Genomic DNA, 16,818 nt, shown 5'->3' with positions numbered 1-16,818 from the left:
TTTTAAACTGGTTCAATTTCTTTTAAATGTTTTCGTGCCGATAAATTCGCGGCTATCCAGCCTAAACTTGAGCCGAGCATTAATAACAACACGCTTTCATCCCAGCCTAAACCTAGCAAGCTAAAGTGGCTGTCATAAAGGTTCGCCAAATTATCTACCGCCCCACTCACCAGCAGCGTGATAATGAGGGTGAGGAACCAAGCAATTAAAGCACCAATAAAACCTAACCACAAACCAGTGTATAAATAAGGTCGTAAGATAAAACGATCCGTCGCACCAATCAGCTTCATCACTTGGATTTCTTCTTTATGAGCCAGAATGTTGAATCGCAACGTATTACCGACGATCAAGAAGACCGATACCAACATCAACAAAGCAAACGAACACGACACAATATATGCCAAGTGTTTGATCGCATCGAGACGAGCAAACCAATCTTCATCAAGACGAACGTCTGTCACATCACTTTCGGCTTGCAGCTTTTTCGCCAGCATTTTGACGTAGCCCGTTTGTTGATGTTCCGCATTAGGCATCACGACAAGCACTGGCGGCAGAGCCGTATCACTAAGCAGTGACATCGCTTTTTCCAAACCAGCAAACTGACTGAGATCTTCTAAGCCTTTTTGTGACGAAATATATTGTACTGATTCGACTTCTGGCCAGCTCTCAACCTGATCTTTCAATACCATTAAACGGGCTTCTGGCGTGCCTTCTTTCAGGTAGACACTCACTTGTGAAGCACTATTCATATCTTCCGCCACAGTGGCGATATTCTTACCTGCAGTATAAAAAGTCGCAGGTAATGTTAAAGACATTGAAACCACTGCAAGCGTTAAAATAGTGCCTAATGGACGAGACAACAAAGCATGTAATGACAACTTAGCTTGTTTAATATGAGTGCGAATAAAACCTTCAGACTTTGGACGAGAAGAACGGTTTTCTTTAGACGGTTTGGCCGCTTTCACTTTCTTATTGGCCATAACGCTCTACCTCACTTAAAAAACCTTGGTTTAATTCGAAACGACGATATTGAGGGCGACTATTCACCAACTCTAAATCGTGGGTAGCAAGAATGATCGACACCCCCGCGCGATTAAACTCTTCAAGTAAATTTAATACTTGATGAGATAACTCATGATCGAGGTTGCCTGTCGGCTCATCGGCTAACAATAAACGAGGGCGATTCACCACCGCACGCGCAATACCAACGCGTTGTTGCTCACCACCAGAAAGTTGACGTGGCAAACAAGGTGCCTTATCCAACATACCAATCTTATCTAATGCCGCTGAAACGCGACGTTTGATTTCATTTTCTGATGCGCCTTCAATACGCATAGGTAAGGCAACGTTATCAAAAACGGTGCGATCCATCAGTAGCTTATGATCTTGGAAAATGATGCCAATATTGCGGCGTAAAAATGGAATATCTTTACTCGCAATCCGGCTAATATCGTGATCATTAAAGTGAATTTTACCATCACTAGGGCGCTCAATCGCACAAATCAACTTCAACAGAGTACTCTTACCGGCACCTGAATGCCCTCCAAGAAAGGCCATTTCGCCACGACGTATATGAAAGTCGACTTTTTGCAGCGCTTGGTGACCACCACGGTATACCTTGCTGACTTGTTGAAACTTAATCATTTCTTTCCCTTAAACCTCATCCCACAACATGGGATAAAAATTATTCTTCGCGGCTAAATAGCGCTTCAATAAAGTCTTGTGCTTGGAATGGACGTAAATCATCAATACCTTCGCCTACCCCAATGTAACGGATAGGAATTTGGAATTGATCGGCTAACGCAAAAATCACTCCACCTTTGGCCGTGCCATCTAACTTAGTTAAGTTAATACCGGTCACCGGAGCAACATCGCTGAACAATTTGGCTTGGCTAATCGCATTTTGTCCCGTACCGGCATCTAAAGTCAGCATAATTTCATGCGGTGCTGAATCATCAATTTTCTTCATCACGCGCACAATTTTACGCAACTCTTCCATTAGGTTGCTCTTATTTTGTAAACGGCCAGCGGTATCGGCAATCACCACATCAACGCCACGTGCACGCGCCGCTTCAATCGCGTCATAAATCACCGAAGCACTGTCTGCCCCAGTATGCTGGGCGATAACCGGAACATCATTACGCTGTCCCCACACTTGCAACTGCTCTACCGCGGCAGCACGGAAGGTATCACCGGCAGCGAGAATCACCGACTTACCTTGCGATTGGAATTGTTTGGCTAATTTACCGATGGTAGTGGTTTTACCGACACCATTCACACCAACCATCAAAATGACATAAGGCGTTTTACTGGTATCAATTTCTAACGGTTGCTCAACATCCGCTAAGATATCCGCCATTTCTTGTTTTAATAACCCATATAAAGCTTCGCCATCTTTAAGATCTTGGCGTGAAGCCTTTTCGGTCAAGCTATCAATAATTTTCGTGGTCGTGTTCATGCCAACATCAGCAATCAACAACTGCTCTTCTAATTCTTCAAATAATTCATCATCGATTTTTTTACCTTTAAATAGGCCAAAAAATCCCGCACCAATATTTTGTTTGGTACGTTGTAGGCTACGCTTTAAACGTGCAAAGAAGCTTTCGGTCGGCTTGACTTGCTCTTGAACACGATCGGCTTCTAATGCTTGCGCTTGTTGAGGTAATACTTCTTGTTCTACCTCGGCTTCTTGTAATAATTCAGCGCTCGGCTCAACGTCTTGTTCGCTAAGCTCAATATCGTCATTGGTCGAGGTTTGCTCTGCGACTTCTGGTTGTTCATCCGCTTGCTCTACAGTTTCATCTTGTTGGGCTTCAATATTTTGGTCGGATGAGGCTTTATTCTCTTCTTCTTCAGCAAAACCGAGCCAAGAGAGTAAACCGCGTTTCTTTTTAGCTGTCATGAACAAGTCCTAGCATGCACTTTGATCTAAAGTGGCAAATTTATTTAAGTTTGAATGGGTAACTAACGCATTGACCAGCAATAATAGCCAAACATCCGTAATGAGAAAACGGCAAAGTCCTGCACCTTGAAGTTACTTCTGTATATAATATCACTTTATTCAGGCTCTCAAAAATCTATCTGCGGTTTATTCTATGCAAAGACGTAAAGCTTCACCTTCTCAATCAGCCAAAGGCAATGTTGGTTTTGTTCGCATCATCAGTGGCTTATGGCGAGGCCGCAAGTTACCTGTCCATGACGCTCAAGGCTTACGACCGACCACAGACCGAGTTAAAGAAACGCTATTTAACTGGCTGGCCGCCGATATACCGCACTCGCGCTGCTTAGATTTATTTGCCGGCTCTGGTGGATTAGGGTTTGAATCGGCCTCTCGCCAAGCGGATCTCGTCACTATGGTGGAGCTAAACAAACAAGCCTATCAACAATTAGTGACCAATAGCGCGCAACTAAAAGCGAGCAATATTGAGCTTCATCAACAAGATGCATTGCAATTTTTACAACAACCAGGCCAAGCGTATGATGTGGTCTTTATTGACCCACCATTTCGCCAAGGTTTACTTGAACAAACGCTCACCTTGTTACAACAAAATGGTTGGCTTGCAGAGAATGGGTTAGTCTATATCGAGACAGAGAAAGAGCTGCAACTACCCAATATTCCAACACATTGGCAATTGCACAGAGAGAAAACTGCAGGCCAAGTATGTTATCGCTTGTATCAATTACAAGCACCGGAAGAAATCACGGCAGACCAAGGAATATGCAATGAAAAAAGTGTTTAACCTTTTGGCAAAAGGCTTCATGTTACTAGTATGGGGCGTTTTTATTACCAACCTTGTTCAGCCTTTTCCTGGTGCAGCACACATTGCACTAAATGTGATGGCCATTTTCACTTTATTTATGCATGGGCTGCAAAGTTTATTATTCTCAACCGCGCTAGCAGAAGGTGTGACGCTCAGCCGTTGGGAAAAAGTGTCTATTATGCTATTTGGTACCTTTGCATTACTCGATCTTAAGAATAAATATTTAAAGTAGTGCTATTACTCTAGCACCTCAAAACAATAAAGCCGCGGTTATATTTAACCGCGGCTTTATTTTTACTTATCAGACAGCAAACCCTTTAACCCAAATATTGCTTAAGTCCATCCAAAAACATTTGTGTCGACATCATCACCAGTAATAACCCCATCAAACGTTCAATCGCTTTTAAGCCCTTTTCTCCCAATATTCGATGGAAAAAACTGTAGAACATTAAAATCAAAAACGTGCCGCCCCATGCAAGAAAGACTGCAATCGACCAATCTAACATTCGATCAGGCGATTGTGTTGACAGTAACAATAAGGAGGCAATCACAGAGGGCCCCGCAATCATAGGGATCGCCATAGGCACGAAGAAGGGTTCTTCACCAGCCGCTAACCCCACCACGCCACCGGGCTGAGGAAAGATCATTCGAATGGCAATAATAAATAAAATCAAACCACCCGAAATACTCAAGGTTTCCGCTTTTACATGCAAAAATCCTAAGATCGATTTACCCGCAAAAAGGAAAAGTAACAAGATCACCAAAGCAAACAACAATTCTCTCACCAAGACAATTCGGCGACGTTTCGGTTCTAAATGCTTCAAAATAGAAAGTACGACGGGCAAATTACCTAACGGGTCCATGATCAAAAACAACATCACTGCTGCTGATAAAATTTCCATAAAAAATCCGATTTAAATTAATACAATGATGGGCGAGGTATCAAGCCAGTCTTTTGTTAGCTAAGAACCAATGGCGCAACAATGAAAATATGCGCACTAAAGTAACAACACATAATCCAGCCATAGGAATGCTTAAAAGGCTTTCTAAAATAATGAAGCTCCCAAATAAGCACGGATATAGACAATAATAAGGTGCCGAGCAAACCACTAATATTTAACAGTGAGTGATTCTGATCCCACAGCTCACCAGATGCCCATAGTAATTGCCATAGAATTAAAGCAACCATTGACGCTGGTAGCACAAAACTATCTAGCAATGGCAACAGTAAGAAAAAAACGACCACGACAAGTGCAAAAGAAGCGATCGCAACCGACCAACTTAACGTCTCTACCTGCGACCAAAAATTTAGGCTATAACAAAGGCAAGCAATCGAAAAAAAGAACAATTGAAGTATTCGATATCGAGGAATGCACTCTTCCACTGCATAACAGAAGGTAAAGAAAACTAACGCAGAGAGCGACCACAACCAAGGTAAGCGACCAACGTCAGGCTGTACCAATAAACATCCAATCAAACTACAAAAAAATAATAGCTTAGAGGCTGCCAGCCATTTGGGTTGGTTTAACTTCATAAACAAAAGTATGGGTAGTAATACCCCCCCCATTAATAGCCAATACCACATACGTTTCCCCTTTCTATTTATCAACTTAGTGTAGAGAGAGGCTAACGTAAGGTAAAGGTGAAAATAGCAAAACAAACACAACATCCAGCTTTGCTTCCATCACAACAAATAGCTAACCCAGATAAAACCCCACAATGGGTAAAAACAACGACCTAAGCCATAAAAATCGAACTCTTACCGAACACTAATTACACAACCAATAAAACAAAATAAATAACAATAACTTAGAGATAAAAAACCTGTATCAAAAACCATCAATCATTAAATATAAAAAATATGTTGATTCAGAAACGATTTAAAACACCCCATGACCCGATAAATACACTCAACAACCAGTAGAAAATGAATTACAAACCAAGTTAAACGATTAAACCAAGGGTCATGGCAACTACCCTTTAAAACAAAGAGTTTAAAAAACCATGACAAATCAAAACATAACAAAAAACAACATAAATAAATAAAATCAACCACTTAAACAAAAAAACAAACCAACCATAATTGGAATGATGATTTTCAAAAATAAAAACAAAAAAATTTAATGGTCACAATCAAGGAAATTTCTGACATAAAACTTACTTTTATGCGCCAATATCAAATAGATCTAGATCAACTGCATTTTTTTTGTTATATTAGCTGCATATCTAATCAACCAGAAGGAAGTTATCACATGACTACATCTCAGAGACAAGGATTGGTATTAATTGCAGTAATGGTTGGTTTAATGACTTTACCAATGATTTCTTAATAAAATTCTTGAAATAAAAAAGGACGCTAAAAGCGTCCTTTTTTATTTTAATCAATCAGTTAAATTAAAACTCTATTACAGTTTTAAATGTTGAGCAACTACATCCCAGTGGATAGAATAAAATAGCAACGCCCCGAGTGTCATTGCGATCATCAGTAAAATCGCCACTCCCCAGATAAAACGACCACTTCTTGGCGTTAATTCTTTTTCACATTCAATACAAGCTTGAACAAAAGCCGTTGTTGACTCAATATTCGTTTCATCCTCATCCAAAATTTGTTGACGAATTTCTGCAATCAGATGAATTTTCTTCATTACATCATGAGGTAAGCGACTCGAACAACTCTCTGTTAATTCAAGCAAACCTTGCCCTTTAGCATGATACTGCTCTCTCAACAAACGCTCTAAGCGACGAGTATGTAAAACCACTTTTTCAATATCGGACACTCTACACACCTCTTAGCCATGAATCATATATAAGAATAAACCAACATCAGCCGCATAAAACCAGTCACACATCGATAAAAGCGAGCCTAGATCACGATTTATTCCACTGACTTCGTTAATATTTACCGAACGTTTCACTATCAAAGGTTTTTAAACACCATGCCAATTACTTTATTGCTCTGCGTTATTCTACTCATCGGCCTCGCGGCATGGATGTTTTATCGATTTCATCAAAAACATAATCTCGGTCAAGAAGCTCCAGAGCAACAAGTTAAAGTTATGGTGATCGATAAACAAACCATTGATATACCAGAAGCTCAACCAGGGCAAGAAGATCAAGAACATTGGATTTATGTCCAAAAGCTGCCTGTCGGGCCGAAACGTGAATTTAAAATCGGTATTCACTACTACAGCGCATTGAACCCTGGAGATAAAGGCATACTCACTTATCGAGGCGACCAATTTCTTCATTTTTCGTTACAACGAGAATCATAAACCACAGGTGAAGGTCATCGATTATGGTAATAACCAACGAGTCTTAGCAGAGCGGGCAATTAACCAACTCAATCCCAATGCACCAGCGCCACTTAAGATAACCCATACCGGAATAACCCAAGCGGGGTGCCCTTGATACCAACCATACGTTTTCATTGGCCACAGAAACAATGGGTGCAAAATATAGATCCCCAAACTATGCGTGCTAATTAGGCCGACCCATTGTTTCGCTTTTCCGGATAAACGCTCACCAAAATAACGCCCTAGCATAAATATCATTGTAGCGGCTAATACCGTATTGAGCGTTTTATAAGAGAGCCAACGTCCTACCGTGTATTCATTCGCCTCGACACTACCGCTAATCACCATCAATACTGTCACTATTAACGCAGCAATGCCAAGTACACTCACACCAATGACTAAAGATTTATCCAGCGGTAATTTTTGATAACACGCATACCCCAGCAATAAGTAACCACTATATAAGTAATATTGATTACTCCATGGGCCATCGAAACCAGATAAGAAGAAAGTCGTGGTTAGCAACCACAACATCACCAAGACAAGCAACCCAGTGTTATCAATTTTTTGCACTAGAATTTGAAAAAAAGGAATAACTAAATATAGCGGAAGAAAGTAGTAGAAAAAGCCAAGATGATAGTAAGTTTCATGATGAAGGCCATCGTTCAATACCGATTGTGCCACTTCAGCATCAAACCCATTTAATCCCCAACCTGAAAGGTAGGCATAAAACACCGACCAAACCACAAACGGGATCAGCACCTTTCCTAAACGACGCTGCACATAATATTTAAAATCAAACGGACGAGTATCACTCAGTAACAACGCCCCTGATATCATGATAAATACCGGTACCGCCCAACGTGAAATACTATTGACACTGACCGCCGTGGCCCAGTCTGAAAAAGGAATAACACCGAACTGGTCACGATAAGGACCAAGCACATGAATCGTAATAACGGCAACCGCCGCGATACACCGCAATAAATCAAAGAAGAAAACTCTTGGCTGAGTAGACTGGGCGGGTTGGCTCACTGGCGGCATAAAGTGTCACTCCATGGTTGCTTTATTGATCCACCATAAAACAACCATGACAGCATAGCTATAACCTGACCAAAACTTAACCTAAAGGTGATGTGACGTTTATCAATGCCCTTGCTTAGGCAGCCACATCGAAATCACACAAGTCAGCGCTAAAAAGGCAAAAGACACCCACAAACATGCCGCAAGCCCCGCGATTTGAAATATCCAACCAGAGAGTATGGTACCTATCAAACGCCCCATTGCATTTGCCATATAATAGAAGCCAACATCCATAGAGACACCATCGCCCTTGGCATAACTGACAATTAAATAAGAATGCAGCGAAGAGTTAACGGCAAAGAACGCGCCAAAAATCAACAAGCCAACCACAATCACCATTTGCGGCTGCCATTGCAGTTGCACCCCATAAGCGACTAAACCAGTGACTATGGTTAAAGCGAATGCCCATAACAAAGCCGCACGACCATCGGGCACTTTACCTTTGGCTTTACCGGTCAGTCTAGGTGCCAAGCCTTGTACAAAGCCATAACCAATCACCCATAACGCTAAAAAGCCACCCACCCATAAATGTGGCCAACCAAATACACTACCAAGATATACTGGCAACGCGACCACAAACCACACATCGCGCGCGCCAAATAAAAACATTCGTGCCGCAGATAAGATATTGATAGCAGGAGACTTGGAAAACATTTGGCTGAATTTTGGTTTCGATTTGGCTTTGCCTATATCCGCTTCTAGCCAGTTCAAGCTACCGAATAATACCAGCACTAACACGCTCGCCATCAGCAGCATCGAAGACTGAAATCCCATCAAAGATAGCAATAGACCACCAATAAAGAACCCCACGCCTTTCAAAGCATTTTTTGATCCAGTCAGCACCGCCACCCAATGATAGAGCGCCCCTTGTTGATCATTAGGCACTAAGGTTTTGATTGCACTTTTGGCACTCATTTTATTTAAATCTTTGGCAATACCTGACATGGCTTGGGCTGCCATTACCCAAGGAATCGTTAACCACGGGTTAGGAAGCGCTAACATCAACAAAGCCATAATTTGCATAAACAAACCAATATTCATGGTTTTATTTAGCCCGAGACGAGCGCCTAACCAGCCCCCGACCAGATTTGTCACCACCCCAAAGAATTCATAGAACAAGAATAATGAGGCAATGGCTAACGTGCTGTAACCCAAATCATGGAAATACAACACCACCAGCATGCGTAAAGCGCCGTCGGTTAAGGTGAAGTTCCAATAATTAAACGTCACCAACATGTACTGGCGAACTTGGCGATCTAAATGGGCAAACATGGTTTATCGATTCCTTGTCTAGGGTCGAGTCTCTAGTATCGAGCCGCCACTTGCTGAATGTATTCCACTTGAACGGGCTTGCTAAACGCCCCCGGTCTCAATGCTTTTACCTCACGAACAATATCATCAAGAATCCAATCACGTTCAAGCAAAGCATGTGCAGCCAGCAAACCGGTTCGACCAGAGCCGCCCATACAGTGCATCGCCACTTTTTGGTCATTGTGTAATGCTGCTTGAATGTGAGGACTAACCGCGTCCCATTTCATCTGAAAGCTCGCATCCGGAGCACAATCGTCTTCAATCACTAATTGAAACCACTGCATACCTAACGCTTGTACTTGCTCACCTAATTGCTCAATGGATTTCTCAGCGAGCTCTTCATCACTTAATGCTGTCACCACAACCGTCACACCTTGTGACTTTAATTGTTCTAACGATGAAGACAAATCAACACCTTTAGTACCTGGACACGGAGTAAGCACTAACCCTGAACCTTGTTGATTTAACGGCAATAGCCATGTTGGATGTGTCATTGGATACTCCTTATTTAAGCCAAGCCAACTTTACGAACCAACTCCGCAGTGCGAGTGGCGTAGCCCATTTCATTGTCATACCAAGCGTAGATTTTCACCATGCGAGTCCCAACTACCATGGTGGATAATGCATCCACAATCGTCGAACGCTGATCGCCACGATAATCAATCGACACTAAAGGCTTCTCTTCAAACCCCAAAATGCCCTTCAACTCACCTTGCGAGGCTTCTTTTAATAACGCATTCACTTCTTCGGCTGTGGTATCTCGCTTCACATCAAACACAATATCGGTTAACGATGCATTGGCCAGTGGGACGCGTACAGCATGGCCATTAATCTTACCTTTTAAGTCTGGGAAAATTTCCACGATAGCCGTCGCAGAACCGGTCGAGGTTGGAATTAAACTCATGCCACATGCACGCGCACGACGCAGATCTTTATGCGGCGCATCTAGAATGGTTTGCGTATTGGTTAAATCATGAATCGTGGTAAAAGAAGATTGCTCAATTCCCAGCTTTTCATGGATCACTTTGACCACCGGAGCAATACAGTTCGTGGTACAAGAAGCCGCCGTTACAATACGGTGTTGCTGCGGATCGAAAATATCCTCATTAACCCCCACCACAATATTGGCAATGCCTTCTTCTTTTACAGGGGCTGACACGACGACACGTTTGACACCTTGTTCTAGGTATTGATTAAGGAAGCGAGTTTTACGATGCACACCCGTGGCTTCGATCACCACATCACAATCCGACCAATCGACCACTTGAATGTCTTTTTGTTGCGTCACGCTAATCTTCTTACCATTGATCACCATAGATTGGCCTTCAACGGTAACACGATGCGCCCAACGGCCTTGCACCGAATCAAACTCCAATAAATGCGCTAACGTCTCCGCATCACCTGCCACATCATTGATACGCACAAATTCTAGCTCTGGCCAATCAAATGCGGCACGTAACGCCAAACGACCAATCCTGCCAAATCCATTAATGCCCACTTTAATCGTCATTTCATCTTCCTTTCTCTAAAATTACATTCAAATTTATTAACAACACACCGGTCTTTCGACCATTTGATGTAAGCGTTCACTATCTTGTAAATACTGTTGTTGTAAACATTGAGATTGCTTTAACCCCTCAACCACTTTACGCAACCAACCGGGTAAATCTTGTGCTAGTTGGTAATACACCCATTGACCTTTACGCGTATCAACCAATAATCCGGATTGGCGTAATTGCGCTAAATGACGTGAAATTTTCGGTTGGCTTTCTTGCAATGCTTCTGTCAGTTCACACACGCATAACTGCCCTTCACGAGCAATCAATAACAAACAACGTATGCGCGTTTCGTCAGATAACATTTTAAAAAACTGATGTGGCAACATAGCTAACTCACCTTTAATATACGGATATCCATATATTCATATTTAAAAATAATAAATACAAGTCAGCTGCGACATTGTCATCAAAAATTCACATTCAAAGAATAAAAATCAGCCTGAAAAATAGACCATCGATAAGTAAGAAAAAACTACGGAAGACGACCAAAAAGTGGCATAGTTATACCCAAGTGACTTCAAGATGCAGAGTTCAGAGCTATCATCCAAACCTTTAGACAAGGAAGATTGGCGAAGGAATGTAGGCACCTTTCAAACCAATCTGACGCAGAATAAAGATTAAGCCGAATATGATTAAGCACAATAAAGCATGGCAACGTGAACAAGGGTTAATTGAGTTTTCCCAACAAACCTTAACGCCTTTCTGGCAATCACGAAATGAAGGGTTTATTGAAGGCCAACAAGGCAAGAAATTGTATTGGGTGTCATTCACTCGCCCGGAAAATACTCAAGCGATTTTATTGGTCAATGGTCGTATTGAAAGTGTTTATAAGTACCAAGAATTATTTTGGGATTTAGTCGAACAAGGTTACGACGTGTACTCATACGATCATCGTGGTCAAGGCCGCTCTGAACGTTGCTGCGCCGATAAACAACTCGGTCATGTTGAACATTTCGACTACTACATTAAAGACCTGCATCATATCGTTGAAGCGTTTGATTTAAGTCGTTACCAAAAGCGCTTTATTTTAGCTCACTCGATGGGCGGTGCGATCTCGACTCGCTATCTGCAAACTCACCCAGATCATCAGTTTGATGCGATTGCACTCAGCGCACCAATGATTGGCATCCAAATGCAATGGTATTTGCGACCGATTTCTGGCCCACTCACCAAATGGATGTCATCTCGCAGCCCAAACCCGACTTATGCGCCAGGCCAAAAGCCATATTCGAACAAGCCATTTGAAACCAACGATCTCACGCATAGCGCGCTGCGTTACCAATGGTTTCGCGGCTTATATGAACAGCAACCAGAGATACAACTCGGCGGCGTCAGTAGTCACTGGGTAAATCAATCGTTACAGGCCGCCAAGCGCTGTGGTCAAGAGGCGCATAAATTGAATTTACCAGTACTCTTGATGCAAGCAAGCCAAGATACCATCGTCGATAATGCCGCCCAAAGACGCTTCATTAATAAACTGAATAAAGCCAAACCCAATACTGCACAGCTTGCGGTGATTGAGGGTGCGCGCCACGAATTATTTTTTGAAACCGATGAACTGCGCAGCCAAGCACTGGCACAATGCTTGACCTTTTTTGCGCAGCAATCTTAATCTTCTAATCACTTTAAATAGATAAAAAGAGGAAACGAACTACCCAACCTTTACCCTCTTTTTTCATCAACAATTAACGTAAACTCTTTTTATTCAGCTAAGACTCCATAGAGGCAATATGTCAAACAACACGCTTTCTCAATCTGCTCTACAAGATGTACATATTGTGGCATCTGATCTCGATGGCACGCTATTGTTGCCCGATCACACCTTAGGTGCTTTCACCAAACAAACGCTCAAAAAACTGCACCAACAAGGCATGACCTTTATCTTTGCTACCGGTCGCCATCATGTTGATGTGGAAAGTTTCCGTGCCAGTGCTGGCATTCCGGCTTATATGATCACCTCCAATGGTGCTCGCGTTCACTCACCGGATAACGAGCTACTGTACAGCAAGGACCTACCTGGCGATGTCATTCAACCGATTGTCGATATCATCAAACAAGATCCAACTCATCGTATTCATATCTATCGCAGCAACGATTGGTTAACCGACAAAGAAGATCTTAAGCTCAGCAAACATCACCAAGAATCGGGCTTTAATTATTCATTATTTGATGTGAATAACGCCCCCACTGAAGACATTGCGAAATTATTCTTTACCCACCCAGAGCACGAACACCTCGCCGCTTATGAACAGCAACTTAAAGAGCAATTTGGTGATCGCATCAGTATCGCGTTCTCAACGCCATGGTGTTTAGAAATGATGGCGCCAAATGTGTCGAAAGGCGATGCCTTGTTGGCGGTTGCGAACAAGCTCGGCAAAGAACTGGAGCATTGCATCGCCTTTGGTGACGGCATGAATGATGTAGAAATGCTGGCCGCAGCGCATAAAGGCTTGATCATGGGGACGGCTCACGACAAAGTCATGAAAGCATTACCAAACAATCAAGTGATTGGTAGTAGCTCAGATGAAGCGGTCGCGCATTATTTAGAAGACCACTTACTCTAATTCCCAACAGAGAGTGATTTCCCCTACAACAAAAATGGCAGCTCAAATTCAGCTGCCATTTTTATATATTCTTTCAATTCTATTCTTTATCTAAAATCGCCTGCCATTCAAATTCTGTCACCGGCATGATCGACAAACGATTTCCTCTTTTGACTAACGGCATGTTGTCTAGTTCAGGCATTGTTTTCATTTCAGCCAAACTAATAATGCGACTGGTTTTGCGAACAAACTCAATATCGACCATCACCCAACGAGGGTTACTCGAATCGGATTTAATATCAAAATACGGACTTTCGGGATCAAATTGAAAATGGTCCGGGTAGGCAGCTTTCACCACTTTGGCGATACCTGCAACACCGATTTTTTTGCAGGAAGAATGGTAGATCAACACCTCATCCCCCACTTTCACTTCATCACGCAACATATTGCGGGCTTGATAATTGCGGACTCCCTCCCAACACGACACATTTTGCACTCGCAAAGTATCAATCGAAAAGGTGTCCGGTTCAGTTTTAAATAACCAATATGCCATAATGAACCTTCTATTTTGCTGCCAGTCTATTAAATAACCTTGACGTTACTTAGGGATATCGAGAAAAATACCCAAATTCATTGAAGTTGCAGTGAGGCGAACCAACACCGCCAACAAAACTGCCGCTTCTAGTACGAAAGATATAACCGTCGTTAAATAAATCATTTGGCTGCGTATAATTAAGGAATAAAAATACCATGAAGGCTTATACAATCCCATTGAGTTTTTCTGCACTATTGTTACTCAGTGCATGTTCCAGCCAACCGGATCAACCGCAATTATTGGCGCAAAGTGCCCCCGTAGAAATGGCCAGTAGCGACGCCCAACCTTCTACAGACAACGACATTTCAGAGCAAGACTTCATCCTAGTCAGTCAACAACAAGCAAAAGACAAGGTGGCCGAGCAATTCGTCGGCACCTATCAAAGCAAACCACAATCCGGTTTAACCACCACATTAGAGCTTAATGCCGATCACAGCGCGACGACGCGTTATGAGTATCAAAATGGCGATCAAAGCCTAATTGAAACTGGTTATTGGCAACAACAAGATCAGCAAGTGCACGTATTAATGACTCAACATGCCGAGACTAAAATGAAAGCGCTACGAGTGTTTAGCGTAAACGGCTTTCAACTCAAAGCACAAAAAGAAATCATTAATGGTGGCGAATATAACTTAGGCACTGATGGCTTAACAGTGCAAAAAATGAAAGTCGAAACGACTATGGTCGAAGCGGGAGCCCAAAGCACCCAAGGCCCAGTTGATGCGCTAGCGGTTGCGAGCATTAAAGGCAGCAATCAATATGATGCCAAAGTCGATGCCACGTTGCGCCAATACTTTAAAATCAACAAAACCAACCCAGAAGGCAACCGCTATCGCTGGCTGACTTATGATCTAAATAACGATAAAAAACCAGAGTTATTTATCTTAACTGACTGGTGTGGCTCTGGCGGTTGTACGGTTTTAATGTTTGAAAATCATAACGACCAATGGCGTTTTAACAGTCGTATCACTCAAGTACGCACGCCGATTCAAGTCAGCAATTATCATCACTTTGGCTGGCGTGATTTAATTATTCCAGTCAGTGGCGGTGGCGCCAAAGCGGCCAATCATGTGATGGAATACACTGGCGTCAGCTACCCAATCAATGCTTCGACGGCCCCTGTTAGCGATAAAAAAGGCAACGTCACCTTGTTCTCTGACAATATCAGTGCAGCGCAGCAAGGGATAAAAATGTAAACTGTTCGGGTGTTTATCGATTCAGTTGCCCCTAATATGTCTTCAGTACACTCCACTCAGACCGTAGCTTGTCCACGCTGCGGTCTACGTTATCAATGTATTTGTGCTCAACGCCCTATGCTTGATCATACGACGCAAATTGCTCTACTCACTCACCCGAATGAAAGCAAGCGCGCCACTAACACCGGCAAACTTCTCGCTCACAGCTTACCTCATTGCCAAGTGCATGTTTGGGATCGCGTTAACCCACCAGCTGAACTAGTAAAACAAATGGCTGAACAACCCAGTTATTTATTGTTTCCAAGTGAAGATGCGATTAAAGCGAGCGAATTCAAGACTTCGATAAACATCCGTGAAGGGAAAAGCCAACCATTATTTATTATCTTGGATGGCACCTGGCAAGAAGCGAAAAAAATGCTGAATAAAAGCCCGTGGTTGCAGAGTTTACCGAAAGTGGAGTTAGCCAGTGAACAAGCGTCAAATTACCGCCTACGCCGCAATCAAGCAGCAGGCAATCTATGTACCTGTGAAGTTGGAATATCACTGCTACAGCAACGAGAGCCACAAAATGATCTCTCATCATTGCAACAGTATTTTGAGTTGTTTTTAACGGTGTATGAGGCAGATAGGCAGCATTTGGTTTACGGTTCTCGAGACTAGGGTGTGTCTCGCAGCACAGCGTTCTCGCCACTCGCGACCTTTTCCGAGCCACGAGAAGCAAAGCGCCCTAGCTACGAGCTACGTAAAACCAATAAATCCTCAAGCGTGGTGATCTCCACATCCGGCAGCACTCGCCCATCATCTTCATGCTTGAGCGATTTTTGATAATCGTTGATCCAACAGGCACTCATACCAGCATGTTTCGCACCTGCGACGTCTGAAATTAAATTATCTCCTACGTGTAAGACATGTTCAGCCGGCAAACCTAAATGCGCCAAAGCCGTATCAAACATTTGAGCATGTGGTTTTGCCCAACCATCTGGGCCGGCGTTAAGTACCAAATCAAAATACGCACCAAGGCCAATCTTATCTGGGTTGACGTTGCCGTTGGTAATCGCGATCAATGGCATCTGCTGTTTGAGTTGAGACATCACCTGGTGGGTAAGCTCAGGCACGTCAATTTGATGACGCCAAATCACCACTTGATCCATCGCCGATTTCGCCGCTTGGGAGGCTTTAGGATCATCGTAGCCCAAATGCATTAATCCCTGACGAATTTGTTGAAAGCGCCATTCCGAAACATCACTTTGTAGAAAAGGGGTTTGTTCAGCTAATTTGAGTTTCAGCCAACGCCACTCTTGATGCGTCATGTTTTGACTGATGGGGTGATGTTGATGCATCCAATCTGCGGTTTTTTGTTCAAGCCCAGCAATCACAGGGTGGTTATCGTACAAGGTATCGTCTAAATCAAACGTCATGGCTTTAATGGTGGGAATATTGCGATAAAAGCGTAATGACATAGGTAGCTCCTAGTTTG

At 42.8% G+C, this 16,818-nt stretch carries 20 protein-coding genes; 7 read left to right on the top strand and 13 right to left on the bottom strand.

Going from position 1 to position 16,818, the window contains the following annotated elements; all coding sequences use genetic code 11:
* Nucleotides 1-2 precede the first annotated feature (2 nt).
* Genes ftsX through ftsY form a run of 3 tightly spaced genes read right to left on the bottom strand, consistent with a single transcriptional unit; the run spans nucleotide 3 to nucleotide 2,902 of the window.
* Nucleotides 3-980, bottom strand: a complete 978-nt coding sequence (gene ftsX, locus VRUMOI_RS00245) for a permease-like cell division protein FtsX (RefSeq protein WP_089138060.1) — start codon at nucleotides 978-980, stop codon at nucleotides 3-5.
* Nucleotides 970-1,644, bottom strand: coding sequence for a cell division ATP-binding protein FtsE (ftsE, locus tag VRUMOI_RS00240; protein ID WP_089138059.1), 675 nt, complete (start codon nucleotides 1,642-1,644; stop codon nucleotides 970-972). The genes ftsX and ftsE overlap by 11 nt, the downstream gene beginning before the upstream one ends.
* 40 nt (nucleotides 1,645-1,684) lie before the next feature.
* Nucleotides 1,685-2,902, bottom strand: coding sequence for a signal recognition particle-docking protein FtsY (gene ftsY / locus VRUMOI_RS00235; protein WP_089138058.1), 1,218 nt, complete (start codon nucleotides 2,900-2,902; stop codon nucleotides 1,685-1,687).
* A 193-nt stretch (nucleotides 2,903-3,095) separates the two neighbouring features.
* Here ftsY and rsmD point away from each other — a divergent pair, with 193 nt between their 5' ends.
* Together rsmD and VRUMOI_RS00225 are read left to right on the top strand one after the other, a co-directional pair.
* The gene (gene rsmD / locus VRUMOI_RS00230) at nucleotides 3,096-3,740 is read left to right on the top strand and encodes a 16S rRNA (guanine(966)-N(2))-methyltransferase RsmD (RefSeq protein ID WP_089138057.1); all 645 of its coding nucleotides are present in this window, start codon (nucleotides 3,096-3,098) and stop codon (nucleotides 3,738-3,740) included.
* Complete coding sequence (locus VRUMOI_RS00225; protein ID WP_089138056.1) at nucleotides 3,724-3,993, top strand: DUF1145 domain-containing protein; 270 nt, start codon at nucleotides 3,724-3,726, stop codon at nucleotides 3,991-3,993. The genes rsmD and VRUMOI_RS00225 overlap by 17 nt, the downstream gene beginning before the upstream one ends.
* A gap of 85 nt (nucleotides 3,994-4,078) precedes the next feature.
* Here VRUMOI_RS00225 and VRUMOI_RS00220 read toward each other — a convergent pair whose 3' ends face one another.
* The 3 genes from VRUMOI_RS00220 to VRUMOI_RS00210 all read right to left on the bottom strand — a co-directional run bounded on the left by VRUMOI_RS00220 (nucleotide 4,079) and on the right by VRUMOI_RS00210 (nucleotide 6,538).
* The gene (locus VRUMOI_RS00220; RefSeq protein ID WP_089138055.1) at nucleotides 4,079-4,663 is read right to left on the bottom strand and encodes a YhgN family NAAT transporter; all 585 of its coding nucleotides are present in this window, start codon (nucleotides 4,661-4,663) and stop codon (nucleotides 4,079-4,081) included.
* A gap of 56 nt (nucleotides 4,664-4,719) precedes the next feature.
* Nucleotides 4,720-5,346 (bottom strand): lysoplasmalogenase family protein, encoded by a 627-nt coding sequence (locus tag VRUMOI_RS00215; protein ID WP_162598322.1) that lies wholly within the window; start codon nucleotides 5,344-5,346, stop codon nucleotides 4,720-4,722.
* Between the two features lie 820 nt (nucleotides 5,347-6,166).
* Nucleotides 6,167-6,538 (bottom strand): DUF4145 domain-containing protein, encoded by a 372-nt coding sequence (locus VRUMOI_RS00210; RefSeq protein WP_089138053.1) that lies wholly within the window; start codon nucleotides 6,536-6,538, stop codon nucleotides 6,167-6,169.
* A 159-nt stretch (nucleotides 6,539-6,697) separates the two neighbouring features.
* Here VRUMOI_RS00210 and VRUMOI_RS00205 point away from each other — a divergent pair, with 159 nt between their 5' ends.
* A complete protein-coding gene (locus VRUMOI_RS00205; protein ID WP_089138052.1) occupies nucleotides 6,698-7,033 on the top strand; it encodes a DUF2500 domain-containing protein in 336 nt (111 codons plus the stop codon).
* Nucleotides 7,034-7,054: 21 nt separating this feature from the next.
* On the opposite strand, the gene VRUMOI_RS00200 is transcribed toward VRUMOI_RS00205, so the two are convergent.
* The 5 genes from VRUMOI_RS00200 to VRUMOI_RS00180 all read right to left on the bottom strand — a co-directional run bounded on the left by VRUMOI_RS00200 (nucleotide 7,055) and on the right by VRUMOI_RS00180 (nucleotide 11,333).
* Complete coding sequence (locus VRUMOI_RS00200) at nucleotides 7,055-8,098, bottom strand: acyltransferase (RefSeq protein ID WP_089138051.1); 1,044 nt, start codon at nucleotides 8,096-8,098, stop codon at nucleotides 7,055-7,057.
* Between the two features lie 102 nt (nucleotides 8,099-8,200).
* Complete coding sequence (arsJ, locus tag VRUMOI_RS00195) at nucleotides 8,201-9,409, bottom strand: organoarsenical effux MFS transporter ArsJ (protein WP_089138050.1); 1,209 nt, start codon at nucleotides 9,407-9,409, stop codon at nucleotides 8,201-8,203.
* A 32-nt stretch (nucleotides 9,410-9,441) separates the two neighbouring features.
* Nucleotides 9,442-9,942 carry a cyclin-dependent kinase inhibitor 3 family protein gene (locus VRUMOI_RS00190; RefSeq protein WP_089138049.1) on the bottom strand — a complete coding sequence of 167 codons (501 nt, stop codon included), beginning with the start codon at nucleotides 9,940-9,942 and terminating at the stop codon, nucleotides 9,442-9,444.
* A gap of 14 nt (nucleotides 9,943-9,956) precedes the next feature.
* On the bottom strand, nucleotides 9,957-10,958 hold the full coding sequence (locus VRUMOI_RS00185) for an ArsJ-associated glyceraldehyde-3-phosphate dehydrogenase (RefSeq protein WP_089138048.1): 1,002 nt from the start codon (nucleotides 10,956-10,958) through the stop codon (nucleotides 9,957-9,959).
* Between the two features lie 36 nt (nucleotides 10,959-10,994).
* Entirely contained in the window at nucleotides 10,995-11,333 is a 339-nt protein-coding gene (locus VRUMOI_RS00180; RefSeq protein ID WP_089138047.1) for a metalloregulator ArsR/SmtB family transcription factor, read from the bottom strand.
* A 302-nt stretch (nucleotides 11,334-11,635) separates the two neighbouring features.
* Between VRUMOI_RS00180 and VRUMOI_RS00175 the strand changes: the two genes are divergently transcribed.
* The gene (locus tag VRUMOI_RS00175; RefSeq protein WP_089138046.1) at nucleotides 11,636-12,619 is read left to right on the top strand and encodes an alpha/beta fold hydrolase; all 984 of its coding nucleotides are present in this window, start codon (nucleotides 11,636-11,638) and stop codon (nucleotides 12,617-12,619) included.
* 118 nt (nucleotides 12,620-12,737) lie between these two features.
* Complete coding sequence (locus tag VRUMOI_RS00170) at nucleotides 12,738-13,571, top strand: Cof-type HAD-IIB family hydrolase (protein WP_089138045.1); 834 nt, start codon at nucleotides 12,738-12,740, stop codon at nucleotides 13,569-13,571.
* Nucleotides 13,572-13,650: 79 nt separating this feature from the next.
* Here the strand turns inward: VRUMOI_RS00170 and VRUMOI_RS00165 are convergent, their stop codons facing one another.
* Entirely contained in the window at nucleotides 13,651-14,103 is a 453-nt protein-coding gene (locus VRUMOI_RS00165) for an EVE domain-containing protein (protein ID WP_089138044.1), read from the bottom strand.
* 197 nt (nucleotides 14,104-14,300) lie between these two features.
* On the opposite strand from VRUMOI_RS00165, the gene VRUMOI_RS00160 reads away from it, so the two are divergent.
* Both VRUMOI_RS00160 and VRUMOI_RS00155 read left to right on the top strand, forming a co-directional pair.
* Entirely contained in the window at nucleotides 14,301-15,341 is a 1,041-nt protein-coding gene (locus tag VRUMOI_RS00160; RefSeq protein WP_089138043.1) for a hypothetical protein, read from the top strand.
* Between the two features lie 36 nt (nucleotides 15,342-15,377).
* Nucleotides 15,378-16,001 carry a tRNA-uridine aminocarboxypropyltransferase gene (locus VRUMOI_RS00155; RefSeq protein WP_089138077.1) on the top strand — a complete coding sequence of 208 codons (624 nt, stop codon included), beginning with the start codon at nucleotides 15,378-15,380 and terminating at the stop codon, nucleotides 15,999-16,001.
* Nucleotides 16,002-16,072: 71 nt separating this feature from the next.
* Here VRUMOI_RS00155 and yigB read toward each other — a convergent pair whose 3' ends face one another.
* Nucleotides 16,073-16,801: a 5-amino-6-(5-phospho-D-ribitylamino)uracil phosphatase YigB gene (gene yigB / locus VRUMOI_RS00150; RefSeq protein WP_089138042.1), complete on the bottom strand. Its 729-nt coding sequence runs from the start codon at nucleotides 16,799-16,801 to the stop codon at nucleotides 16,073-16,075.
* Nucleotides 16,802-16,818: the final 17 nt, after the last annotated feature.

The organism is Vibrio rumoiensis (genome assembly GCF_002218045.2).
In the GTDB taxonomy this organism is placed as follows: domain Bacteria; phylum Pseudomonadota; class Gammaproteobacteria; order Enterobacterales; family Vibrionaceae; genus Vibrio; species Vibrio rumoiensis.
Note: the sequence above shows the minus strand (reverse complement) of the source record. Positions and strands in the feature narration are given on the sequence as shown.

What these genes read in the sequence shown, in the direction of transcription:
- VRUMOI_RS00225 (WP_089138056.1), top strand. Translation starts at nt 3,724, where the DNA reads ATGAAAAAAGTGTTTAACCTTTTGGCAAAAGGCTTCATGTTACTAGTA.
- yigB (WP_089138042.1), bottom strand. Translation starts at nt 16,801, where the DNA reads ATGTCATTACGCTTTTATCGCAATATTCCCACCATTAAAGCCATGACG.
- VRUMOI_RS00165 (WP_089138044.1), bottom strand. Translation starts at nt 14,103, where the DNA reads ATGGCATATTGGTTATTTAAAACTGAACCGGACACCTTTTCGATTGAT.
- arsJ (WP_089138050.1), bottom strand. Translation starts at nt 9,409, where the DNA reads ATGTTTGCCCATTTAGATCGCCAAGTTCGCCAGTACATGTTGGTGACG.
- VRUMOI_RS00205 (WP_089138052.1), top strand. Translation starts at nt 6,698, where the DNA reads ATGCCAATTACTTTATTGCTCTGCGTTATTCTACTCATCGGCCTCGCG.
- rsmD (WP_089138057.1), top strand. Translation starts at nt 3,096, where the DNA reads ATGCAAAGACGTAAAGCTTCACCTTCTCAATCAGCCAAAGGCAATGTT.
- VRUMOI_RS00200 (WP_089138051.1), bottom strand. Translation starts at nt 8,098, where the DNA reads ATGCCGCCAGTGAGCCAACCCGCCCAGTCTACTCAGCCAAGAGTTTTC.
- VRUMOI_RS00170 (WP_089138045.1), top strand. Translation starts at nt 12,738, where the DNA reads ATGTCAAACAACACGCTTTCTCAATCTGCTCTACAAGATGTACATATT.
- VRUMOI_RS00215 (WP_162598322.1), bottom strand. Translation starts at nt 5,346, where the DNA reads ATGTGGTATTGGCTATTAATGGGGGGGGTATTACTACCCATACTTTTG.
- ftsX (WP_089138060.1), bottom strand. Translation starts at nt 980, where the DNA reads ATGGCCAATAAGAAAGTGAAAGCGGCCAAACCGTCTAAAGAAAACCGT.
- ftsY (WP_089138058.1), bottom strand. Translation starts at nt 2,902, where the DNA reads ATGACAGCTAAAAAGAAACGCGGTTTACTCTCTTGGCTCGGTTTTGCT.
- VRUMOI_RS00175 (WP_089138046.1), top strand. Translation starts at nt 11,636, where the DNA reads ATGATTAAGCACAATAAAGCATGGCAACGTGAACAAGGGTTAATTGAG.
- VRUMOI_RS00190 (WP_089138049.1), bottom strand. Translation starts at nt 9,942, where the DNA reads ATGACACATCCAACATGGCTATTGCCGTTAAATCAACAAGGTTCAGGG.
- VRUMOI_RS00155 (WP_089138077.1), top strand. Translation starts at nt 15,378, where the DNA reads ATGTCTTCAGTACACTCCACTCAGACCGTAGCTTGTCCACGCTGCGGT.
- ftsE (WP_089138059.1), bottom strand. Translation starts at nt 1,644, where the DNA reads ATGATTAAGTTTCAACAAGTCAGCAAGGTATACCGTGGTGGTCACCAA.
- VRUMOI_RS00185 (WP_089138048.1), bottom strand. Translation starts at nt 10,958, where the DNA reads ATGACGATTAAAGTGGGCATTAATGGATTTGGCAGGATTGGTCGTTTG.
- VRUMOI_RS00220 (WP_089138055.1), bottom strand. Translation starts at nt 4,663, where the DNA reads ATGGAAATTTTATCAGCAGCAGTGATGTTGTTTTTGATCATGGACCCG.
- VRUMOI_RS00180 (WP_089138047.1), bottom strand. Translation starts at nt 11,333, where the DNA reads ATGTTGCCACATCAGTTTTTTAAAATGTTATCTGACGAAACGCGCATA.
- VRUMOI_RS00160 (WP_089138043.1), top strand. Translation starts at nt 14,301, where the DNA reads ATGAAGGCTTATACAATCCCATTGAGTTTTTCTGCACTATTGTTACTC.